At 37.8% G+C, this 22,638-nt stretch carries 22 protein-coding genes; 5 read left to right on the forward strand and 17 right to left on the reverse strand.

Annotation, left to right across the window (positions count from 1 at the left end; genetic code table 11):
- Nucleotides 1–7: 7 nt before the first annotated feature.
- The 4 genes from J2Y40_RS09405 to J2Y40_RS09420 form a co-directional block, all read right to left on the reverse strand.
- Nucleotides 8–661, reverse strand: coding sequence for an NAD(P)-dependent oxidoreductase (locus J2Y40_RS09405; RefSeq protein WP_153398270.1), 654 nt, complete (start codon nt 659–661; stop codon nt 8–10).
- A 57-nt stretch (nt 662–718) separates the two neighbouring features.
- Nucleotides 719–1,129, reverse strand: a complete 411-nt coding sequence (locus tag J2Y40_RS09410) for an Rrf2 family transcriptional regulator (protein WP_153398268.1) — start codon at nt 1,127–1,129, stop codon at nt 719–721.
- 66 nt (nt 1,130–1,195) lie between these two features.
- Entirely contained in the window at nt 1,196–2,146 is a 951-nt protein-coding gene (locus J2Y40_RS09415) for a hypothetical protein (protein WP_153398266.1), read from the reverse strand.
- Nucleotides 2,147–2,317: 171 nt separating this feature from the next.
- Nucleotides 2,318–2,752 (reverse strand): FKBP-type peptidyl-prolyl cis-trans isomerase, encoded by a 435-nt coding sequence (locus J2Y40_RS09420; RefSeq protein ID WP_153398264.1) that lies wholly within the window; start codon nt 2,750–2,752, stop codon nt 2,318–2,320.
- A 156-nt stretch (nt 2,753–2,908) separates the two neighbouring features.
- Here J2Y40_RS09420 and J2Y40_RS09425 point away from each other — a divergent pair, with 156 nt between their 5' ends.
- Complete coding sequence (locus J2Y40_RS09425) at nt 2,909–3,910, forward strand: catalase (RefSeq protein ID WP_153398262.1); 1,002 nt, start codon at nt 2,909–2,911, stop codon at nt 3,908–3,910.
- A gap of 225 nt (nt 3,911–4,135) precedes the next feature.
- Here the strand turns inward: J2Y40_RS09425 and J2Y40_RS09430 are convergent, their stop codons facing one another.
- From J2Y40_RS09430 to J2Y40_RS09470, 9 genes are all read right to left on the reverse strand, one after another.
- Nucleotides 4,136–4,549, reverse strand: coding sequence for a nuclear transport factor 2 family protein (locus J2Y40_RS09430; RefSeq protein ID WP_153398260.1), 414 nt, complete (start codon nt 4,547–4,549; stop codon nt 4,136–4,138).
- Between the two features lie 2 nt (nt 4,550–4,551).
- A complete protein-coding gene (locus J2Y40_RS09435; RefSeq protein ID WP_153398258.1) occupies nt 4,552–5,079 on the reverse strand; it encodes a TetR/AcrR family transcriptional regulator in 528 nt (175 codons plus the stop codon).
- Nucleotides 5,080–5,320: 241 nt separating this feature from the next.
- A complete protein-coding gene (locus tag J2Y40_RS09440; protein ID WP_153398255.1) occupies nt 5,321–6,379 on the reverse strand; it encodes a TerC/Alx family metal homeostasis membrane protein in 1,059 nt (352 codons plus the stop codon).
- 88 nt (nt 6,380–6,467) lie between these two features.
- Entirely contained in the window at nt 6,468–7,076 is a 609-nt protein-coding gene (locus tag J2Y40_RS09445; RefSeq protein WP_309998562.1) for a TerD family protein, read from the reverse strand.
- A 67-nt stretch (nt 7,077–7,143) separates the two neighbouring features.
- Nucleotides 7,144–8,067, reverse strand: coding sequence for a hypothetical protein (locus J2Y40_RS09450; RefSeq protein ID WP_309998564.1), 924 nt, complete (start codon nt 8,065–8,067; stop codon nt 7,144–7,146).
- 40 nt (nt 8,068–8,107) lie between these two features.
- Nucleotides 8,108–9,277 carry a toxic anion resistance protein gene (locus tag J2Y40_RS09455; RefSeq protein WP_185152011.1) on the reverse strand — a complete coding sequence of 390 codons (1,170 nt, stop codon included), beginning with the start codon at nt 9,275–9,277 and terminating at the stop codon, nt 8,108–8,110.
- A 2-nt stretch (nt 9,278–9,279) separates the two neighbouring features.
- A complete protein-coding gene (locus J2Y40_RS09460) occupies nt 9,280–9,837 on the reverse strand; it encodes a TerD family protein (RefSeq protein WP_153398249.1) in 558 nt (185 codons plus the stop codon).
- Nucleotides 9,827–10,651, reverse strand: coding sequence for a phosphoribosyltransferase family protein (locus tag J2Y40_RS09465; RefSeq protein ID WP_153398247.1), 825 nt, complete (start codon nt 10,649–10,651; stop codon nt 9,827–9,829). The genes J2Y40_RS09460 and J2Y40_RS09465 overlap by 11 nt, the downstream gene beginning before the upstream one ends.
- 6 nt (nt 10,652–10,657) lie before the next feature.
- The gene (locus J2Y40_RS09470; RefSeq protein WP_153398245.1) at nt 10,658–11,326 is read right to left on the reverse strand and encodes an HAD family hydrolase; all 669 of its coding nucleotides are present in this window, start codon (nt 11,324–11,326) and stop codon (nt 10,658–10,660) included.
- Nucleotides 11,327–12,020: 694 nt separating this feature from the next.
- Here J2Y40_RS09470 and fusA point away from each other — a divergent pair.
- Complete coding sequence (gene fusA / locus J2Y40_RS09475; protein ID WP_153398243.1) at nt 12,021–14,087, forward strand: elongation factor G; 2,067 nt, start codon at nt 12,021–12,023, stop codon at nt 14,085–14,087.
- A 322-nt stretch (nt 14,088–14,409) separates the two neighbouring features.
- Here the strand turns inward: fusA and J2Y40_RS09480 are convergent, their stop codons facing one another.
- On the reverse strand, nt 14,410–15,948 hold the full coding sequence (locus J2Y40_RS09480) for a SulP family inorganic anion transporter (protein ID WP_153398241.1): 1,539 nt from the start codon (nt 15,946–15,948) through the stop codon (nt 14,410–14,412).
- A gap of 592 nt (nt 15,949–16,540) precedes the next feature.
- Here J2Y40_RS09480 and J2Y40_RS09485 point away from each other — a divergent pair.
- Together J2Y40_RS09485 and J2Y40_RS09490 are read left to right on the forward strand one after the other, a co-directional pair.
- Complete coding sequence (locus tag J2Y40_RS09485) at nt 16,541–16,972, forward strand: helix-turn-helix domain-containing protein (protein WP_062701380.1); 432 nt, start codon at nt 16,541–16,543, stop codon at nt 16,970–16,972.
- A gap of 11 nt (nt 16,973–16,983) precedes the next feature.
- Nucleotides 16,984–17,331, forward strand: coding sequence for a helix-turn-helix domain-containing protein (locus J2Y40_RS09490; protein WP_153398239.1), 348 nt, complete (start codon nt 16,984–16,986; stop codon nt 17,329–17,331).
- A 1,143-nt stretch (nt 17,332–18,474) separates the two neighbouring features.
- Here J2Y40_RS09490 and J2Y40_RS09495 read toward each other — a convergent pair.
- Together J2Y40_RS09495 and J2Y40_RS09500 are read right to left on the reverse strand one after the other, a co-directional pair.
- Nucleotides 18,475–18,663 carry a phosphate ABC transporter substrate-binding protein gene (locus J2Y40_RS09495; RefSeq protein ID WP_309998574.1) on the reverse strand — a complete coding sequence of 63 codons (189 nt, stop codon included), beginning with the start codon at nt 18,661–18,663 and terminating at the stop codon, nt 18,475–18,477.
- 225 nt (nt 18,664–18,888) lie between these two features.
- Nucleotides 18,889–20,406, reverse strand: coding sequence for a TROVE domain-containing protein (locus tag J2Y40_RS09500; RefSeq protein ID WP_309998577.1), 1,518 nt, complete (start codon nt 20,404–20,406; stop codon nt 18,889–18,891).
- 390 nt (nt 20,407–20,796) lie between these two features.
- Here J2Y40_RS09500 and J2Y40_RS09505 point away from each other — a divergent pair, with 390 nt between their 5' ends.
- Complete coding sequence (locus J2Y40_RS09505; protein WP_153398234.1) at nt 20,797–21,246, forward strand: VOC family protein; 450 nt, start codon at nt 20,797–20,799, stop codon at nt 21,244–21,246.
- A 44-nt stretch (nt 21,247–21,290) separates the two neighbouring features.
- On the opposite strand, the gene J2Y40_RS09510 is transcribed toward J2Y40_RS09505, so the two are convergent.
- A complete protein-coding gene (locus J2Y40_RS09510; RefSeq protein WP_153398232.1) occupies nt 21,291–22,637 on the reverse strand; it encodes an SWIM zinc finger domain-containing protein in 1,347 nt (448 codons plus the stop codon).
- Nucleotide 22,638 lies beyond the last annotated feature (1 nt).

Below are 22,638 nucleotides of genomic sequence, written 5' to 3' on the forward strand. Positions count from 1 at the left end.
TGATGGATTAATAAGCAGCTGTAAAACGTTCACGGATGTGGTTATTTTGTTCCAGTTCATCCACAAGGGCTACTGCTACATCTTCTACGGAAAGGCGGCTTCTTCCGTTTTCATCAAAAACCGGAGTTTCCAGAGAAGTTCTGTATTTTCCTGTTCTTTCTCCTGTATTAGCCTGATTCATTTCAATAGCCGGGCTGAAGAAAGTCCAGTCCAGGGTATTGTTTCCTTTGATTTTGTTCAGATAATCTCTTGCAGCCGTTGCTCCCGGCTTGTAGGCTTCAGGAAAATCAGGCGTGTCTACAATCTGTATGTTATCTGGTGTATAAAGGCTTCCTGCGCCTCCTACTACGATTAGTCTTTTCACTCCGGATTCTTCTACTGCTTTTTCAATGTTCTCAGATCCGTTTAAAAAATCTTGATAAAGATTGGGGTTAGCCCATCCTGCATTGAAAGCACTGATTACGGCGTCATTTCCTTTTAAAGCTTCTGCCAGCTCATCCACATTATTTACATCAATACTTTTTGCGGTTACATTTTCCTGTGTTTTTACCTTCGATGCATCTCTTACTAAAGCTTCCACGGCATATCCTCTGCCTGTTAATTCATTTACGATCTGTGTTCCTACAAATCCTGTTGCTCCAATTACGGCTACTTTTTTCATATTGTTTTATTTTAAATTAATTGTAATAAATTTTGTTACATTTATGGGTAAAAAATTTTACTCAAACTGTTCGGAAAACTCTTTCAATGACTTGTTCCCCAGAAATCCAACAACCAACTTATCGGTTTCTTCAAATAAGGTATCCAGATGTACATTGATTTCCTTTCCTACGCTGCAGGCCGGATTGGGATTCTGATTTCTCTTCCCTAAAACTTCCGTATTTTTCACTGCTCTGTAAATTTCAGAAATACTGATTTCTTCAGCATTTCTCGCTAGGTGGCTTCCGCCGTCTTTTCCTTGTCTGCTGGCAATAAGACCCGCTTCTCTCAACACGCTGATTTCCTTTCGGACAATCACCGGATTCACATTGATGCTTCCGGCGATCCAATCGGACGTAAGCCATTCCTGAGGATTTTTCGCCAGTAAGGTCATAATATGTATTGCCGTAGCAAATCTTGTATTGTTCATTGTAATTACATGGCAAAGATAAGCAAATTTTTAAATGTAACAAATTTTATTACAATTAAATTTTTCTTAAAGGATTAAACGATCCAAATCCAGAAGTAGGTAATTGATATTCTGATTAATGGTTCTGGTAGCCGACTGCATCTGGTTAAGCATAGCCGCCCGGTTGTGAAGATCATTCGCTCTGTAGTATCCTCCATCACTGAATATCACTGACTGATCTGCATTTTGTCTGTTGTCATCAAATTGGTAGTGCAGCCAGCGTTCTTTCATATTTCCGATAATGGAACGGGCTTCTCTGTTTGAGAATTTTTTCTCTGTATACATGTACCATATAAAAGGCGGGAAATTCGGAGACTCCAGTTTTTCCCTCCAGATATCTCTCAAAAGATTTCTCTGATGAATAAATTCCACTTTCTTTCCTTTAGGATTAAGGGTAGCGAGACCGAAGCCTGCTCCCAAAACCCCTCCTCCGATATCTATAGCATTGCTCCAGCTTTCATCTTTTACAATTCCTCCGGCAATGGAAGCTGCAGCTCCTGCAATAATGGAATACAGGATCATTTTATTGTTTCTTGAATCATTCAGGTTATCCACATAATTTCCGATCTGGGCAACTCTCTCCCCTTCACAGTCAAATTCTGCTGCAACAGCATCCAGTTCTGTGAGGGCAATGGTAATTTTACTGTTGATTTTACTTTTAAGCTGTAATACTTTAACCTGGGAAGCCAGGGAAGAGTCTTTTTTAAGGTTCATGATCTGATGAACTTCATCCAGGTTATCCAGTGCATTCAGAATAAGAATACTCTGGTCTGAAAACGTCTGTTTCAGATCTTTGTTGGCCGCCAGAATAGAATCTGAATTATAAGAAGGAACTTTATTGTTGTAATTGTATTTGAAGGGTGCCTTGCAATAACTGTCCTTCAGGGTAAGGATATTCTGTCTGATGACCTGATTTTTTTTAGAAACACAGGAAGCCATCAGCAGGGAAACAGCCACAAGGTAAAACAGTTTTTTCATTCAGTCAGATTTTAAATAAGATCAGGCGGTTTGGACCGTCTGATACAGCTAATTTAAGATAAAATTTTATCCATTTGATCACTTAACTTAAAATTTAGTTCAGTTTAAGTAATGCAAATAAAAAAAATTTACCTGAATTCAGGTAAATTTTTTTTTATTTTTAAGCATTGATTACTTAATATCCAGCAGTTCCACTTCAAAAACAAGGGTGCTGTTCGGACCGATCTCTTTGCTGATCTGCTGATCTCCATAGGCTAAATGCGGAGGAATAATCAGTCTCCATTTGCTTCCTACAGGCATCAGCTGAAGAGCTTCCGTCCATCCTGCAATGACTCTGTTCAAAGGGAAAGATGCCGGAGTACCTCTTTTTACAGAGCTGTCGAAAACTTTTCCGGAAATAGTTGTCCCGTGATAGTGGCATTTTACGGTAGACTTAGGTCCTGGTTTTGCTCCGTCGCCTTCAGTGATGATTTCGTACTGTAAACCACTTGGCAGCTGTACAACACTTTCTCTCTTACCGTATTCCAGCATATATTCCTGACCGTCTTTCAGATTTTTCTCTGCTTGTTCTTTTTTACGTTTAAATAACATGTCTGCTACTCCCATACTCTATTTTTTTACAAAGATAAGTCTTTTTTGGTGTTGAAAATATTTCAGTTCTGCTGCGTTCTCTTTTGTTTCTGTAATCAAAATTCAAACAACTTTAATATTATGTTAACACAGAATCAGAAACTTGGTGTTATAATTGAATTTAAAAACTAAATGCCACATCCACTAAAATATAATAAGAAACTCGACGTACTGAATGAAGAGGAAAAGAAACTTTTGGAAATCAACAAAAAAAGTATTGCCGATTTCGTTGAACAGTCCTCTTCCATCAGCGATGTCAATTACGCTACCCGAAATGCTCATGCCAAAACGTACGCAGTCACGGAAGGCTTTTTCTATATTGATGAAAATATTCCCGAAGAACTTCGCTATTTTTTTGACAAAGACAGGTTCGACCTTATCATCCGGCTTTCCAATGCGCAGCTTAAAATTAAAAATTCCAAAAAAGATATTCCGGCTTATGGATTTGCAGTAAAAATAAAGAATGAAAACGGAGGACTTATCGCGAATTTTCCATTGGTAAACTTTCCATTATTTCCTGTTAATTCAGTTTCGACATTTTTGAAGCTGTTTACCGCTGTGAACAGGTTTTATATGAAAAAATGGAGCAGTTTTTTTTCTATCCTTGCTCAAAGCATTAAAATAGTTCCATCGTTATTCACCTTATCTTTTGCCAGAAATATCCTGAAGCTGCTCCGCAAAAGAAACGATTTTATCCTGTCTTTTGATTATCATTCTGTAGGCGCTTACCGCCTTGGAGATCATATCATCAAAATAAAATTAACTCCCAAGTCTACCGATCATCATTTTGGAAATAAATTAAAAACAAAAGAAGCCGTAAAAGTCTATTTGAAGGATCATGATTTTGCAGCCGATGTTTTCATCCAGTTTTGCTATGACCTCAAAGACCAACCAGTCAATAAGCTGAATACAGAATGGAAAAATTCTCCTTTTATTAAAATTGGTGAGGTGGTAATAATGAAAGATTCCCTGCTTGACCCGAGGGACTGTACCAATGAACTGCTATCTTTTAATCCGTTTGAAAGTATTGCCGCTTTTCAGCCAGTGGGAAAGATCCAGAAACTGAGAGACGAAGCTTATAAGGTTTCCATACAAACGAGAAGAAAAATCAATAAGCTTCTGCATGGGAAATAATTTCCACTTACCGCAAAAGAAAAAATCTGCAAGAGATTAAAAAAATTCGTACATCTGTGGCAAGGAATTTTTTTAACCACCATAGGCATAAAAGGCTTTACACTTAAGTAGAAATAAGTTTAAAGCTTTATGCATAAAAAGTACACATGAGTCTTTAGAAATCTATGATTTCTTTAGGTAATTCATTGGAACAAAAAAGACTGTCATGATAACAGCCCTTTGGGTTTATTTAAATTTCCGGTCTTCTTCTTTAATGGACAGATCGTTGATGCTTGCAAATCTTTTCTTCATCAAACCGTTTTCATCAAATTCCCAGTTTTCGTTTCCATAAGCTCTGAACCAGTTTCCGTCTTTTGTACGATATTCATATTCAAAACGTACTGCAATACGGTTGTCTGTATGGGCCCAGTATTCTTTTTTAAGCTTATAGTCCAGTTCTTTTTCCCATTTGCTTTGAAGAAACTTTACAATCTCTTCTCTTCCGTTGATAAAAGTATCCCGGTTTCTCCATTCACTATCGAGTGTGTAGGCTTTAGAAACTTTTTCAGGATCCTGACTGTTCCATGCATCTTCTGCCATCTGGATTTTTTGTATCGCCGTTTCAAGGGTGAAAGGTGGAAGGGGATGTTTCTGTTCCATATTTAAGGGATTAGATTAATGATTATTTTTTTTGAACGTTCTATTAATTCATTGGATCTGAAGACCTGACTTTCAATAATACTGCTCTCAAAAAGCATATAGACATGATCTGAAAGGGTCTCATCTTTCAGTAATTCAAGAAAATACATTCTGAGTGCTGCCTTATGTTCCATGATCTCCCTCATTATTTTTACGTTATCTGTAGGGATTTCCGAGAGAATATTCAGGAAACTGCATCCTCTGAAGTTTTCTTTTTCATTCATATGAATGAGAAAATCAAAGGCTATGAGTATTCTGGACTTAAGATCCTGGCTTTTCTCGGAAAAATGTTCGAGCTCATCAAACCAGTAAGCATGTCTTACTTTAAGAAATTCTACACACAGGTCTTCTTTGGACTTGAAGTATTGATAAAAGCTGGCTTTTGCCACTCCTGCATCGGAAATGATCTGGTTGATTCCTGTAGAGTTATACCCCTGCTTAGCAAACAGTTCAAATGTTGCTTCTACAATTCTTTCTCTTGGAGATATCATAATATTTTGTTTTTGTGTTCTGCAAATATACAATAAAAAGAGAAAATAGACAAACCAGTCTGTCTTTTTATTGTTAAATAGAAGAAAGGAAGCTGGAGGCTGGAAATTGATCACATCCATATCTTTTTCCTTCGTGGGATATTATTGATTCAAAATTGATTTTTCCTATGCAAAACAGTGCTTCTACTCTATTCACATCAAAAAAAATCCCCTGGAATAAAAATCCCAGGGGTTGTTTGTATTATTTTATCTGTTTTTCTTTCTCGTCAAGTTTCTCTTTCTCGTCGTCTTCCTTTTCAGGGAAAATAATGGATAAGAGAACTGAGATGACCAATACTCCTCCTACAATTCCCAGGGAAATTGGGGACGGAATATGGATCCATGGTGCGATCAGCATTTTCACCCCGATAAAAGACAGGATAATCGCCAGTCCGTACGGAAGTTTGCTGAACATGTGGATGAAGTTCGCCAACAGGAAATAGAGTGATCTAAGTCCTAAGATGGCAAAAATATTCGATGTATACAGGATAAACGGGTCATTAGAGATCGCAAAGATCGCCGGGATTGAATCTACTGCGAAAAGAACGTCTGTAAATTCAATTACTCCTACCACTACTAAAAGCGGTGTTGCCATTTTGATTCCGTTCTGAATCGTGAAGAATTTATCTCCATCGTAATTATCGGAAACTTTCCAGAAACTTTTGATTAGTCTGGCTCCGGCTGTATTGCTGTAATCTTCATCATCATCGTCACCACCGTCACCCCATGATTTGATCCCTGCATATACAAGGAATAATCCGAACAGGGTCATTACTATGTTGATTTTTACGGCTTCTCCGAAAACATTCATTTCAGGAAGATAGGTCAGATTAATCAGTCCTACTCCTGCAAAGATAAATATAGCCCTGAATACCAATGCACCGATGATTCCCCAGAAGAGAACTTTGTGATGAAGGTATTTCGGAACTTTAAAGAATCCGAAAACAAGAATAAAGACGAATAAGTTATCCACGGAGAGGGCTTTCTCAATCCAATAGGCCGCCTGATACTGTGTAAATTTCTCTATCGCCAGCGCATGACTTTGAGGAGTTCCGTCTGTATTGAAAACCCAATAAACAACTCCTGAGAATACCATGGACAGCGAGATCCATACGATAGACCAAATCGTAGCTTCTTTGGATGATACTTCATGACTTTTTTTATTAAATACCCCTAAGTCCAGGAGCAGCATGATAACGACTGTTATCGCGAATCCCCACACCAGGCCAGGGTGCAGATCTAAAATACTTTGATGTTCCACTTCAGTTATGTGTTATTATATGACAAAAGCAATAGCTGTACGGGGTACAAGTATTGCTGTTTTATTTATTTTTTTGATTGATAGTCTATTACAAATAGTTCATTTGTACGGTCTGAATAGTCTGTTCCAGTTTTCTGTCAGAAGTAGGGTCTCCGATAGCATTGAACTTCCACTCTCCGTTTCTCTTATAGAATACTCCCATTACCATGGCAACGTGACCGCTGAAAGAAGCATCATTAGCAACGTCATATTTAGCAAAAACTTCTTTCACATTGGTAGGTGTTCCCTCATAAATACGGATGGAGGCAAAAGGAATGGTTCCGAAGTCCTGCCCCTGGTAACTGTTCAGTACCAATGCAACATGCTCTACATTAGGTTCCAGCTGGCTGAAATCTACTGTGATTACTTCATTATCCAGTCCGTCATCACCGTTTACGTCCCCTGTAAGATCGTCTCCGCTGTGTCTTACAGAACCATTTCTGGATTTCAGGTTTCCGAAGTAAATTACTTCTGTAACGTTTTTGCTTGAGTCATATAAAATGCAGCTTCCGTCTAAGTCTACTGCTTCTTTTTTAGTTCCGAATAATCCTTTTTTTTCAATCGCCCCCCAGTTGATCCCTACACACGCCTGGTTAAGCGTTGCGCCGTCCTCCTTTTTAAGGTTGATTCTCTGACCTTTTTGTAAGTTAATAGCCATGTTTTTATGTTTGTAATTGTTGTTGTTTCACGAAAAGCAAATGCTGTATCTGCTTCTCAAATTTCGTTTAATTATTATTCAAATTCAAATTAAGCATTGCGCGCAGGATATTCGTTTCTTCATCAAAATCGAATATTTTGCTCATAATGTCTATATTTTCCAGGTTTCGGAGGTAGTCTTTCAATACGTTTTCCACTTCCGGGGTGAGGGTGCGTTTTCTTTCGTTCATAGAACCTTCCAGCTGTTCATTTTTATTTTTCAACTGATTAATAATGGAACTCTGGTTGGATTCATTTTCAGAGATATCCAGTTTATCCAGTTCATGTTCAAAAAGATAGAGCTTTTTATCGTCTATGCTGAAAATGAAATAATCATCAGACTGAAAGATTTTAAAAAGTTCATACTCATGAATCCCGATAAGATAACCGCAGACAAACCGGACTTTAAATCCCTGTATATTCAATCTTCCCAAAAGCTTTCTTTCGATGGCAAAATCCCGGTATTGATAAGCTGGAAATGTGCCCGGCTTCAGCAGTGTTTCGTCTGCCTGATTCCGGTAAAATTCCTGTGCATATTTTTTATGAAAATACATCACATTATCCCAATTTACCGTAAAAGTGTCTTCTGTTAGATCTTTATACAGTGTTTTCAGATGCTGGGAAAATATACCGCTGTACATTTTCCTGTCGGTCTCAAAACTGTCTGCTTTTTTTTCCTCAAAACCTGCAATATATTTGCTGTTGACACCAATTTCGTTAATGACAGCCAGCATTTCGTTTTCCTTCTGCCTTTTGATCTTCGTGAGAAGTTCAATCAGGCTGTCGGTATACTGAAGGTGGAAAAGTTCCAGCTTGTTAAAGTCCAATGTCTTATTTTCCTGAAACAGATTATGGATAATATCGGTTTTAATGTAAATCGATATAATGTCAATATGTTCAAAAAAATTAGCAAGAAGTTTAAGCTTTGTTAATCTTCTTCTGCTCTGAGACATTATGGTTGCTGCATCATCCCCCACCTTGGTATCCTGTTATTTAACCTCTTACGTTTGCTTTTAATTCGTGTTCTAATGTCTGAAGATCCTGATCCAGTTTTCTTCTGCTTTCTGCACCTTGTTTCTGAATCTGTTTTACTTCATTCAGCGTATTGATAAGCATTGAAGTTGTTTCTTTCAATGTTTCTACAGATACAATGGTTTGTTCGTTTGCTCTGGCAACATTCACTGAATTCTGGCCAAGACGTTCTGCATTCTTTCTTAAGATCTCTTCTGTTGTGGAAGATACTTTCTGCTGAATTTCAATATTCTGCTGCTGTCTGTACATCGCTACAGCCAATGACAGCTGGTTTTTCCATACCGGAAGCGTTGTCGTAAGGATCGTCTGTGCTTTTTCTGCAATAGAAACGTTGTTGTTCTGTACCAGTCTGATCTGCGGAAGTGACTGCATCATGATCACACGCACCACTTTAAGATCCGCCATTCTGCGGTCCAGTCTTGCAATGAAATCTCTTTTATCTGCAATCTGGTAATCCTGATAGTTCTGCGGAGCAGTTTCCATCTGAGCCAATTCTGCGGCAGCTCTTTCCATTCTCAGGCTTCCTGCAATCACAAGGTCTTCAATTTGCTTGATAGAGTTCACGTTACTTTCAAAGATCGTCTGAAGAACAGCGTTATCTTTTGTAGAAGTAATGATTCCTGCGTTTACCTTGTAAGAGATCTGCTCGATATTATTGATGATTTTATCGTATTTCGTAAACAGATTTTCTACCTGCGTTATGACTTTTTTCATGAACGGCAGTTTGCTTAGGAAACTTTTTACTTTATTGCTGTTCAGCTCATCTACGTCTACATAATTAAGTTCTACCAAAAGGTCGTTGATCAATACACCAACTTCTCCTGAATTGGATCTTCTTACATTTCCTAGAAAGCTGTCACTCTGATTGGAAAGTGTTTTCTGAAGTTCGGCTCCATAATTTACGATAGATCCAGGATTGGCTTCATCAATTGAATTAGCCAAAACTTCATATTTCTGACGGTCATCTGACTGCATCTGCGTCAGATTTACATTTCCTTCCCTGTCCACAAGAACCGGCGGTGCTGCATTTTGGGCAGGCTCAACCGGCGGCGTCATTGGAGCCGGTTCAAATGTTTTAAGAGGCTCAATAGACCCATATGGATCTGTTGGCTGATTTCCCTGATTGTCCATAATTAATTCTGATAAATTGATACAAACTTGTCAAGGCCGTCACGCTGTCCTGCGCCTACCGCCTCAAATTTCCATTCTCCGTTTTTATTGTAGATTCTTCCGAATTCTACAGCCGTTTCGATTGAGAAATCTTCATCTAATTCATATTTTAGGATCTCTTCATTCGTATCTGTATTGAAAATTCTGATGAAAGAATTTCTTACCTGTCCAAAGTTCTGTTTTCTGGATTCTGCTTCATGGATCGTTACTACAACAGTGATTTCCTTGATCGCAGAATCTATTTTTGTAAGATCTATTTTGATTTGCTCATCATCTCCCGTTCCTTCTCCTGTAAGGTTATCTCCAGTGTGGATCACCGCTTTATCCGGAGATTCAAGGTTGTTATAGAAAATAAAGTGGTTGTCTGAAACCAGCTTTCTGTCTTCACCCAACAGGAATAAAGAAGCATCCAGGTCAAATGCAGTTCCTGTAGAAGTATTATTGATATCCCATCCTAAACCTACAGTGAATTTAGGTGCGTTAATGTTTTCTCTTTGTCCTTTTTGTAAGTTAATAGCCATAGTGTAATTCCGTTTGTGTTAAAAAATTGATGTTATTTTCGTATTCTTTTATTAAATGATAATTATTGCTGATTGCCAGCTCCAGAAGAAGATCCATCTGCTCCTTCTTTACTTTAGACGTAAGATAGTCAAAATTACTTGAATCCAGGCCTAAAATATATTTTACAATTCTGGTATTGAATTGAAAACCCGGTTTCAGCATTACTTCTGCAATATGTTTTACATTTTTTACTGCATAATAATTGAAGAAGTTTTCAATTTTCGGATCAATATCAAAGTTCATCAGTTCTGCATAATACAGAAACATAAAATCTGCTTCTACCTTGTATTCGTTCAGAATTTTGTGTACCGTATATTCGTGGCTTCCCGTAATTTTTATATCGTCTATAAAAATACAAAGTTTTCCTCTTAAAAAATCTTTATCAATGTAATAAGTATCGTTTGCGATCAGATTTTTACGGTCTTCAAAGTTCAGATTCCCATAATCTGTGATATAGGTATGGTTTCTGTTGATTTTAGACAGGATGCTAGATCTCTTCCCTTTCTGAAAAAGAAAATAATCCAGATACTTTTTAAAATAAAAGCATAAAAAATTAGATGCCGTAGGAATCGCCATATACGGGCTGGGAAGCACAACGATCTCTTTATCGGTATCTAAAAGGTACTCATAGCCGGCAATAAAGCCATCGAATAATTCTTTAGCAAACTTTTCAGCATACGACTTATCGCCATATTTGAAATAGCTGTATTCTGCGGGCGAAAAAGTGAATTCATCCGCCGAATGAATGTGGTGTAAGCTGTATCTCTTGTTCATATTGATTTAGTGTTTAAGTAAGTGTGCACTGAAGCCAAAGTCTTTCGCTCCTTTATAATCAGCAATGGGATTGTCTCCGATATGCAGAATACGGTGAAGCGGCAGCTCCTGATCAGTTATCTTATTCTTTACTTCCTGAAAAATAAGCGGATTCGGTTTGGAACAGTTAATTTCATCGGAATAGATATGGAAATCAATATACTGATCCAGATTTTCACCGATCAGAAATTTCCTCATCGTTGTTCCTTTAATAAAACCTGTATTGCTTAAAATATTGATGGTCTTTCCCTGATTTTTAATTTCATCAAAAAAACTGCGGACATTTTCAAAAATAACAACGGGTCTGTATTCTAAAAACAATTCTTCACTTTTCAGATAGAATCCTTCCAGATTTTCTTTATCAATCTGTTTTACATCAACATTCATTGAGCTTAAAATCAATAAATAGATTTCAAAAGTATCTATATTCCCTCCGGTCACCTCATTGATGGTATTACAAAGATCATCATAATATTTTACGGATTTCGCAACTTCATCAATTGGTTTATCAATATTAAAATACGAGGAGAACAGCTCAACTCTTTTTGCTTTAAATTCAGGATGAGATTTGATTAAGGTGAGCCACAGGTCAAAGGAAAAGTGACAGTGGTTATGAATATCGATATCTGTTTTCAATAATTTTAAGTTAAAAGTTTTTATTTAGCTTCTTGAAAAAGATTTAAAAATTTTTAATCATCAACAAGTGTTTAATTTTCATTTCTTCCCAAAGATAAAATTTTTATCATAAACGCATCACTTTCGTTCTCTGTTTTAAGATATTTTAAGAATTTTTTATTGTTCCGGAAGATTATAAAAGACTCATTGAAAAATCTGTTTAACCCAATTTTATAAAAAAATGTTCAAAAAATTTTTGACAATTGAAAAAAAATGATAATTTCGCAACCGATTAACCATCAACAATGTCAACAAAAATGATAAATATTATAACTTTAAGCAATCCTGTCAGAGCTGTGTACTTTGGCAGCACTGAATATTTATCTGAATAGTTATATAGATCTTTTTTACTAAAAATATGTTAAAAGACCTCTCTATTCAGACAGGTCTTTTTTGCTGCCCAATTTTTCAGACTTTAACCCATCAGAAATTTCTGGTGTCCGGTTATGTCATGTTCTGAAATACCCATATCATCAATTCATCAGTTTCTCCTCTGAAAAACATCATGTCAGAATCATAGACTGGTAAAAACCCTTCAGACCGGAAATTTCCCGGTCCGGGAACTGCTATGCATTTTTTAGAATATATTCATTTCGCCGCACACTTAGAACACTGATATTCAACACTATAAATTCAACCCATATAATTAAACAAAATGAAATACAATACACGAAATATAGGAATCATAGCCCATGTAGATGCAGGAAAAACCACTTTATCGGAAAGGCTTCTTTATTATACAGGACTTATTCATAAGATCGGAAATGTTGATGACGGCAATACCACCATGGATAAAGATATTCAGGAGAAAAACCGGGGAATTACCATCTCATCGGCAGCCGTTTCTACTCAATGGAAAAAAGAAGGAAATGTATTCAACATTAATATCATCGATACGCCGGGCCACATTGATTTTGCTGTGGAAGTAGAACGCTCTTTGAGGGTTCTGGACAGTGTTGTCGCTGTTTTCTGCGCTTCTTCAGGAGTACAGCCGCAGACTGAAAATGTATGGTTCCAGGCTGAGAAACATGGTATTCCGAAAATCTGTTTCATCAATAAAATGGACAGAACGGGAGCAGATTTCTTTGCTGTTTTAAAAGAAATTGAAACCAAACTGAATGCTGTTCCGATGGCACTACAGATTCCGATCGGTGCTGAAGACCATTTTGAAGGTGTGATTGATCTTGTAAAACAAAAAGCGCTTTACTGGACTGAAGAGACCGGGGAAACCATTGTGGAAAAGGAAATTCCTGACAGTTATATCCCGGAAGCAGAAGAATACAGAACAAAGCTGATGGAAACCCTCGCGGAACATGATGAAACATTCTTTGAAATCTTTATGGAATCTGACCGGGAGGTTTCTGTAGAAATGATTATTGCTTGTATACAGAGGATCTGTACGTCAAGAGCTGCTGTTCCCGTTTTATGTGGTTCTGCTTTTAAAAACAAGGGGGTTCAGCCGCTTCTGGATGCCATTGCAGATTATCTTCCTGCACCCGAACATCTGCCTCCAATTCAGGGGAAAGATCCCGGAACCGGGGAAGTCATTGAAATACAAAGTAAGGAAACAGCATCTTTCTCAGGCCTCGTTTTCAAAGTGGTGATTGATAAGCATATGGGAAGACTGGCCATGCTCCGCATCTATTCAGGAACGATACAGCCGGGCGACTCTGTAGTAAATGCAAGAACAGGGGAAAGTTTCAGGATTTCCAGAATTCTGAGGATGCAGTCGGATAAAACATTATCGATGGAGGAAGGAAAAGCCGGGGACATTGTCGCTTTAACGGGTATAAAAGATGCTAAAACCGGAGATTCCTTATCTGCACCTGAAAGACCTGTGTTTCTTGAGTCTATTACCATTCCGGCACCTGTGATAAGGGTTGCGATTGAACCTAAAACGAACAGTGATGAGAAATCTTTCGGTTTGGTTCTGGCTAAAATCCAGGAAGAAGATCCTTCTCTGGTTGTAGAAAGAGATGGGCAGACCGGAGAAACTCTGTTAAGCGGTCTGGGTGAACTTCATCTTGAAGTAACGCTGGAAAAAATTCGTTTGAATCACGGCATTGAAGTGAATCAGGGAAAACCAAAAGTTTCATACCGTGAGATCTTAACAAAAGGGCATACCTTCAGGGAAAAGTTTTCTAAGCAGAACGGAGGAAGCGGACAATTTGCAGATATTACGTTTGAAATTGGCCCCAGAGAAAATAATGAAGCCGGTCTGGAATTCGTCAGTCTGATCAAAGGCGGTGCTGTTCCCGGTGAATTTATTCCTTCTGTTGAAAAAGGTTTCAGAGAAGCCATGGCAAACGGTCCTTTGAAAGGTTATCCGCTGGAAAGTATGAGTATCAGACTTCTGGACGGATCTTTCCACCCTAATGATTCGGCTGCACTGGATTTTGAAATTGCTGCAAGAGACGGTTTCAGAAATGCAGCTGTGAAATGTTTTCCTAAACTTATGGAACCGATTATGCTGATAGAGATCCAGAGTATTGAGGAATACACGGGAGCTATAGCAGCGGATATTAACCGCAGAAGAGGAATCATTACTTCTATTGATGAACGTTCAGGAAGAAAGATTTTCACCGCGGAAATTCCATTGGCTTCAACATTCGGATATATTTCCGATCTGAGAACCTTATCCAGCGGAAGAGCTTCCATCAGTATGCAATTCTCCCACTATGCTCTAGTGCCGGATTTCATTGCTGAAACATTAATGACCTAAACAACAGGGACTGTAAAGTAATTTTACAGTCCTTGTCTGGTTATGGGGGTATCTTTTATTAATATGATTATCTTAAATGAATAATAAATTGTCAGATGCAAATTTTGGCTAGATTTATTTCTTCTTTACAATAGGCTGAAGACCATTGCTATTGAATATATTCTAAGAGTTATCAAATAAAGTAAAGACCAATGATGTTCAAATAGAATTGTTTTGAAAATCAGTTTTTATACATCATTATATTTCCGAAATTTAAATGATTTATGTTCCCGCAGATTTCACAGATAACGCAGATCTTGTTAATCTTTCAGATGGGTTTATCTTATTTTTCCGGCATCACTTTATAGGTAGGGTCGTCCTGAATATTCACTTCAATTACAGCTTCTGCATTTCCCAGCATTTTTCGGCAGTCTTCACTAAGGTAGCGGAGGTAAAGCCTTTTATTCAGTTGACTGTATCGTTTCGACAGTTTATCCAAAGCATCAATTGCGCTCATATCTACAACGCGACTTTCTTTAAAATCTATAACGATTTCATCCGGATCTCCGGCAGGATCAAATTTATCCATAAATGCAGTTACGGAGCCAAAGAACAGAGGTCCGTATATTTCATAGTATTTGATTCCGTTTTCATCAGTGTATTTTTTTGCACGGATTCTTTGGGCATTATCCCAGGCAAAAACCAAAGCAGAAATAACTACTCCAATCAGCACAGCCAGCGCAAGATTATGAAGAACAATAGTAATTAAAGCCACTGTAATTCCTACAAATATATCTGATTTTGGCATTTTATTAACAATCCTGATGGAAACCCACTGAAAAGTGCTTATGGAAACCATCATCATCACTCCGACCAAAGCGGCCATCGGAATTTTTTCAATAACAGGTGCACCAAATAAAATAATCAGCAAGATCATCAATGAAGCTACAATCCCTGATAATCTGGCTCTTGATCCGGCATTCAGATTCACTAAGGTTTGCGCTACCATGGCACATCCGCCCATTCCTCCAAAAAATCCGTTGGTGATATTGGCAAGACCCTGGGCAACAGATTCCTTATTGGCATTTCCTTTTGAATTGGTGATTTCATCTACCATTGACAGGGTCAGTAAAGATTCAATCAGGCCAACACCTGCCATTATCATCGCATAAGGAAAAATAATCTGCAGGGTTTCCCAGGTGAAAGGCAGCTTCGGAATATGAAATGCAGGAAGGCTTCCACTGATATGAGCAATATCTGCCACCGTTTTTGTCTGGATCCCGAACCCCAAAACAACAGCAAATACTACCATAATAGCTGCCAGGGAGGCAGGAACTGCTTTTGTTATTTTCGGAAAGAAGTAAACCACTGCGATCGTAAGTGCTGTAAGGCCTCCCATAATATATAGAGATGTTCCGTGAAGCCAGCTGACTGCACCGCTGCTGTCTATAATCTTAAACTGCTCAATCTGAGCCATAAAAATAATTACTGCCAGCCCGTTGAGAAAGCCGTACATAACAGGTTGAGGGATCAATCTTACAAATTTCCCTAATTTAAAAATGCCGACCAGCATCTGAAAGATTCCGGCCAGGGCAACTGCAGCAAAAAGATATTCTACACCATGAAATTTTATCAGAGCAATCAATACAACAATGGTGGCTCCTGCCCCACCGGAAACCATTCCCGGACGGCCTCCCAAAACTGCGGTAACAAGTCCCATCATAAATGCAGCATAGAGGCCTGTTAAAGGAGATAACCCCGCCAATATAGCAAATGAAAGTGATTCAGGAATCATGGTCATTGCAACAGTAAAACCTGCAAGCAATTCATTTTTATAATTTATTTTTTTCGAAAAATCGAATAAGCTTATGGTATTTTTCATTGAGGGACAAAGGTAGGTACTCAACAGATCTTATACAATTATTATCCTTCATTATCATTCCGGTTTTCTCTATATAGCATATTTAATTATTAATGAATAAACTTAATTAACATGTTAATTTTCATTAAAATTTACATGTTAATTAAGTTTTCTATAATTTTTAATTAAATTTGAAGAATAACAAATAGATTATTTACCCAAGGCTAAAAAAGTTTAAAGTAAATCACAATCTATTTTTTATATATTTATAGAATATTACGAATAGAATTGCATGAAAGATCTTTAAAAGGTTATATTTGATTCATACTGGACTGTGAAAAAGAAGTTTGAACCAGAGGTCTGCTAAGTAAATTATATGAGAAGAGCTTGCTTTATTTAAAGCAAACAATTTACAGATAAAATAACCTGAAAACTAACGAAAGACCGTTTAGCTGATTGTATCTTAATCATCCACCTGAACATTCAAAAGAACAGGAGGAATTGTTACTGTACAACAGCCTGAACTTTATCTACAAACTGTCTCTACCGATCATCTTTGTATCAGGTATAATGATTTATTTTTCCTAATGCTTTAATCATAAAATATTGATACATGTTATACAAAGAAATTCATATCGGAAAATTTATTAAAGAGATGGTTGATGAAAATGAAGTACCGATGGAAAGGATATGCAATTTTCTCAATAAAGATGAAGAGTTCATCGAAAATGTATATTCCAGCAACTCAATAGATACAGAACTTCTTCTGCGATGGAGCAAGCTGCTTGAATATGATTTTTTCAGGCTTTACAGTTCGCACCTTATTTTATATGCCCCTCCTTCAGCAGTTAATAAAAATCATAAAAAGTCCGAAAAGATCCCTTATTTCAGAAAAAACATCTATACCCAAGAGATCAAAGACTTTATTATGAGAAGAATTTCTTCAGGAGAAATGACCCACAGCGAAGCAATCAAAGAATATTCTATTCCCAAGAGTACGCTTCACCGCTGGTTTCAGAAAAGTAATGACAATACTAACGGATAAACAGATATATTATGCGTCCCAATTACAAGAAAATTTACCATGATATGCTAAAGCTGGAACATCCTGAAAAATTAAAGGATCCCAAGATCAGAGAACTTCTGGATAAGCTTCATACGACGGAAGATGTCCTGAACTTCAATGAAAAGATCTTTGAACAGTCCCGGGAGAGCCAAAAAAGCAACCAAAGACTAAAGACCTATGATAAAAAAACAATGTTTAAACTTTTGCAATATCAGCAGAAGCATGGTTTTTCTACCAGCTATATGTCCAGAAAATATAAAATAAGCAGAACAACAATCACCAACTGGAAAAAGACTTTCGAGGAAGAGATTAAGCAAGTATTAAATGCCGGAGAATAATTTCACCGGCATTTAATTTTTTAAAGGCTACCCTTGGAAAAAACCAGTTTTCATACCGGAATAACCAGCTTCACTATTTCCCCAAAGGAATGATGCGATGGAGCTTTTTCCTGACGACACTTTATTTTAAAACAAGGCGACAACTGAATGTGTAATGTCGTGCTCTAACCAGCTGAGCTACTCTTCCTTTACATCGTATTTTGTGGAAGAGGCGGGACTCGAACCCGCGTCCCCGTCGTAATGAGCGAAGTAACACTATTCAACGGCACTTGTTATTGAGACAGATAAGGCAAAAAGCGAAAAAAGTATGCTCATTGAAGAGCGCCGTTCTTACCCATTATGGGCAGTGAACCGATAATTCGACATCTGCGTGAGACTTGCATTTTCTTACAGAAAACTTTTACCCTGCCGGATTTCAACCCGGCTTCGCTGATCCGGTCGCCCGGATTACGCTACCTTAGGACCGTTATAGTTACGAAGTAACTTTTTTCTACGGCACTTATCTGTTTTATTTTTATAAAAAAGAGGCAAAAATCGAAAAGACAGACGTGCACCTTTTACCTTACTGTTATTCAGGATTATTACACTTTTATTAGATTTTGACGTCTAAATTTTCATTCGAAGTAAGCCTTTTCTACGGCACTCTTTTTTTGTATCAGAGTAAAATATCAGAATCTTTCTTTGCCATCTGCTCTGCCTGTTGAGCTACATTCCGTTTACAACAGGAATGACAGGAATTGAACCTGCGTCTGATGGTTTAAATCGAAGTACGATTCTGAAACGACATCTGATGTTTATTTTTTTCTTCAATATCGGTTTTAACAATATTATTATTTTAATCAAACAGGGTCAGGATCTTTCGTGCATCTGCTCTACCGTCTGAGCGACCTCTCCTTTTCGGGGGAGTCGGCAGGAATCGAACCTGCGACCCAATGTTCATATTCCCGAAGTATGATCCCGAAACGACACTTGATTTTTTTATCAGGGCTACAGAGCAAACAGACGTTCACAACAGAGTGTTCCCTTTTTACACCATCTGCTATGCAGAGCAGGATTCGAACCTGCATTACTGTTCCCCAACGAAGCAATTCTGTTTTACGGCACCTGTTTTTTTATTTTCCATTGTGCTTTCCTGTATTTTTTTCAGTTCCTTTGAAATTTACGCTGCTTTGCGTTGACTACTTCGAAGCCGTGCGGAAAACAGCGGGAGCACCCCATTTCATCTCCATATAAAATTCTGGAAACCTGTACACCGGAAATTTTCCCGAGGAAATCAATCAATCCATATTCATTGATTCCAAAAGTTTGTCTTAAAGCTTTATTTTTTTTCATGAGTATTGGGCATTTACCTCAATACACAGCTTCTTTAAGACATGGTTTATAGTTATTCATGGTTATTAGTTTTGTATGCTGCAAATTTATCATGCTGGTGCGCATTCTTTTTACGCAGTTTAATTTTTTCCTATTTTTTTAAATATTCATATATAGTTTTTGTCCTTTTGTCACGATCTACACTACAAGTTTTTCAATGGTTATATTTTTGAAAAGCAGTGCCTTTTACAACACTACTTTCTGAATCATCTGAATTGCGGATTTTTTGTCTTCCAAAGCGTTCAGTATATCGAAAACTTTATCAGACCAACCTGCGATCAGATACACATCATTTTTTCTGACATCAAGCGGCTGTATACCGTAACCTCCCAGATCGAAAATATACAGCTTGGCATCAGGAGCAATTTCTTTATACCGGTTCCATAAACTTTCAAAGGAGTACCGGGTTCCGTTACTGTTCCACAGCTGGGTATCGGTAAACAGCATTACTTTATCTGCTATTTCTCTTGTGTTGATCAGGTCTTCAATCACCAGATAACCGTTGGTGGAATAACCGACCTCTCCTGCACGCTTATAAAATTCATCTACGTTTCTCAGGATACCATTTTTAGGCACCGGAATTCTTTTCCAGATGTCTCCGAACATTCCTGTAATAACATTCTTGCACTGCGATTGCAGGATCAAGGACATTAATAAGCCAATATCGTAAAGCAGCACTTTACTTTTTGGTGAAACAGGAGTCTGCATGGATCCGGAAACGTCTGCGGCAATGACCACAGAGGTATCGAAGCCAAAACCTTTGATGTTTTCCGCACTTACTGCCACTGCATTTTCCAGGGCTTCCAAAACAGATGACGAATATTTTGACTTTGTGTTTTTTAATTCTCTATAAGCTGCCAAAAATCTGAATGGAAGCTGTTTTGAGTTTTTTACGGCTTTTTCATCGGAAAGATAACGACATATTTTTTCCATGGCCTCTGCTGAGACGTCAGCTTCTAAAATATTTCTCAGATTTCGCAAAGTAGCCATATAGCCCAGTTTATTGCTGAAAATAAGTTCCTCCCATTTGTTTCTGAATGCTGATTTCTTTTCCGCTTCATCGGCAAATTTGGTCTGTCCTAATACGGAAAGTTCAACTTCCCAGGTATAAGGAACGGCTAATGTATCACTCACAATTTTATTAAAAATCGCCTGCTGGTTTTCATCTTTTGCTTTCGGATGAACCAAAAACAAGGCATCTTTTAAAGTTACGTCTGCTTTCCGGTTATATTTAGCAAACTGATACTCATCAAATTTATTGAAGGATTTTACAAGCCCTTTCTGAATCTGCTTTGAAAGTTTGTTCAGTTTTTTAAGATCCGTCCTCTCATTCGCTATCTGATAATAAGCTAGTAATTCGGTAATTTCATCGGCTCTCTGAATAACTCCGTCTACGGTTCTGCTTACAAGGTCTGTACCGGAGGTTTGTTTTGCCAGTTCTGCCGTCAAAACCAGAGGAACTGAACGCAAGTACATATTTTTTCTTGTATAAACAGCCAGTTTTGCTACAAATTCGGGATCATTCTTCCTGATCAGTGACTGAATTCTGGCTAGTCTTTCATTCCCCTTCTCATAAGCTGTATTTGATAGTCCTGTTGTAACAACAGCACTGTATAATTCTTCGGCAGGGGTCATGGAATAAGCTTTTGCCCCTTCATGGTTCATTACTGTTCCGTTTTCTTTTTTAAAAAAATTAAATTTCATGGTTACTGCTTTTATTGTTAAACATAAGGGAGATCAAAATTAGCTTCTGATTTCTGGTGCAAAGTAAAACCCTTATCGCGCAATGTTTTTGCGTAGCATATTTTTTTGAATTTTTTTTGTTTTTTCTGAAATGAAGTTGTTGGAGAAAAGTATAATTGCCACGGATGCACGAATTTTTTCTTGAAATTCCCCACAGATTCCTCAGATATCACAGATCTTTGTAAGTGTTTTTATTTTAAAGATAGGGCAGATTTTAAAGTTTGATTTTCATCTGGTTGGACTTTTAATGATATACAATTCATCTATTATTCATTTTATCTAAAAGAATGGCTAATTCATGTTTTTCATGGGCGTATTGTCTAGTTTTGCTTTTAATTAAAATCAGTAGTAATGATCAAAGGATTATATGAAACTCATATTCAGGTAAGCAACTTGGAGAATGCTATACAGTTTTACACTGAAGTATTGGGATTGAAGCTGGCTCACAGGGACGAAACACGTCCTATTGCATTTTTATGGATCGGAGAAGGAAAAGAATTTATGCTAGGGTTGTGGGAACAGAAAGAGAATCTTCAGACGCGGCATTTTGCTTTTTCCAGCAGCATAGAAGATATTTTGAATTATTCGGTAGAATTTTTAAAAAATAAAGATCTCAAGCCTTATAATTTTCTGAAAGACGGAATTGATAAGCCTATGGTTTTTGCATGGATGCCGGCTCTGGCTATTTACTTCAATGATCCTGATGGAAATCAGCTTGAATTTATTTCTATACTGGAAGGGGAAGGAAGACCTGAGCTGGGCGTAATTTCTTATGATGAATGGTTAACACTGAGAAATTAACTCAATAAAAAGGCAGACTGTAATTCAATCTGCCCTTTGTTTTTTTAAGAGACCTGTATTATTTTCTTTACGGCCAGTACATGTTTGCACGGACCTCTTTCTCCCTGATATTTACTGAACCATTCGCAGGTACATCTTTCTTTTTCGTCTTCAAGAATGACGGTGTGATGTACGCCACTCCCCTGTACACGGGCTTCGGTTCTTCCTGCATTAGTATTCAGAATTTCCACTTTACCTTCGTCAATGAGTTTCTGAGCATTTTTCATTCTGGGATTCAAACTCATGATACGGCTGAGTTTGAAAGGCAGCCTGCGGTAGAAGAATCCGTTATCATCAAGATCATACCCCAACAGTCCCATTGCTGCTAATCTTCCTGTAAGATTTTCTGTTTTTTCAGGGCTGATATTTTCACTTAAAGCAAACACTGAAGGGTTGAAGGATTGATTGGCATAGGCATATTTATCCAAAGCATCAATCCACTCATCAGATACTTCATTGATCAGGCTGTCCAATACAGCTCCTTCTCCTGAAAATCCCCTCCAGCATTCTCTTGACAATGAAAAACTGAACCGGATATTCCCAATATACAGCTGCCATGTTGTAGAATGCATCTCAGCATGCGGAAAAACCTGCATCTGATCGATATAAGGCAAAAGAGGTTCCAGCAGACGAAGCCTGTGAAGTCCGCCAATACACACTGCATCTATAGATCTTACCGGGGAAAACATGGGTTTATTTCCTCTGACGATCAGATAATAATCCGCTTTTACAGTTCCTTTAGGTATTCCTCTGAACAATTGCTGGGTCTGGATCTTGTTAAATGTATACACCTTTTCTGACTCTGAAAGGTAGATCTGAACGGTACTTAAACCTTTAATCCATTTTACAGGCAGCGGTACTTTTCTCTCCACTACCTTCTCCTCTTCTCTGTAAAGCCCCATTTCTTTTTCCCCAACAGAAAGCATAATTTTTTCATTGGGACGGATGCTGCCTAAAGCAGTAATCATTGGCTGATTAAAATCTACATTGGTGGTTCCATTTTCCAGAAATTCTCCATCCAGACCGTCCGGCAGTACATCAACTCTTGCATAGACTCCTGCGCAATGGGAAAATCCTTCGAAGCGAAGACGTCCATTCCCGGCAGTAACGATAGGATCTTTAAGCATTGCCATCTGAAACGGTGACAGATTAAAACTGGATTTCACAATATTGGAAAGCGCAATCAGACATCTTGCCAGAATAAACGGCTGACTGACATTTCCCCAGAAAAAGCAGGGCGCATCTGTTTTTTTCTGAATCTCACTGTATCTTGCCAGAAAGAGTTCTTCAGAAATATCTTTTTTTACCAGTGACGAAGGTCTCCGGTAGTTGTAAATAAGCATATCTTCCATA

The sequence above is a fragment of the Chryseobacterium sp. 2987 genome, from assembly GCF_031456375.1.
Classification (GTDB): Bacteria; Bacteroidota; Bacteroidia; order Flavobacteriales; family Weeksellaceae; genus Chryseobacterium; species Chryseobacterium vaccae.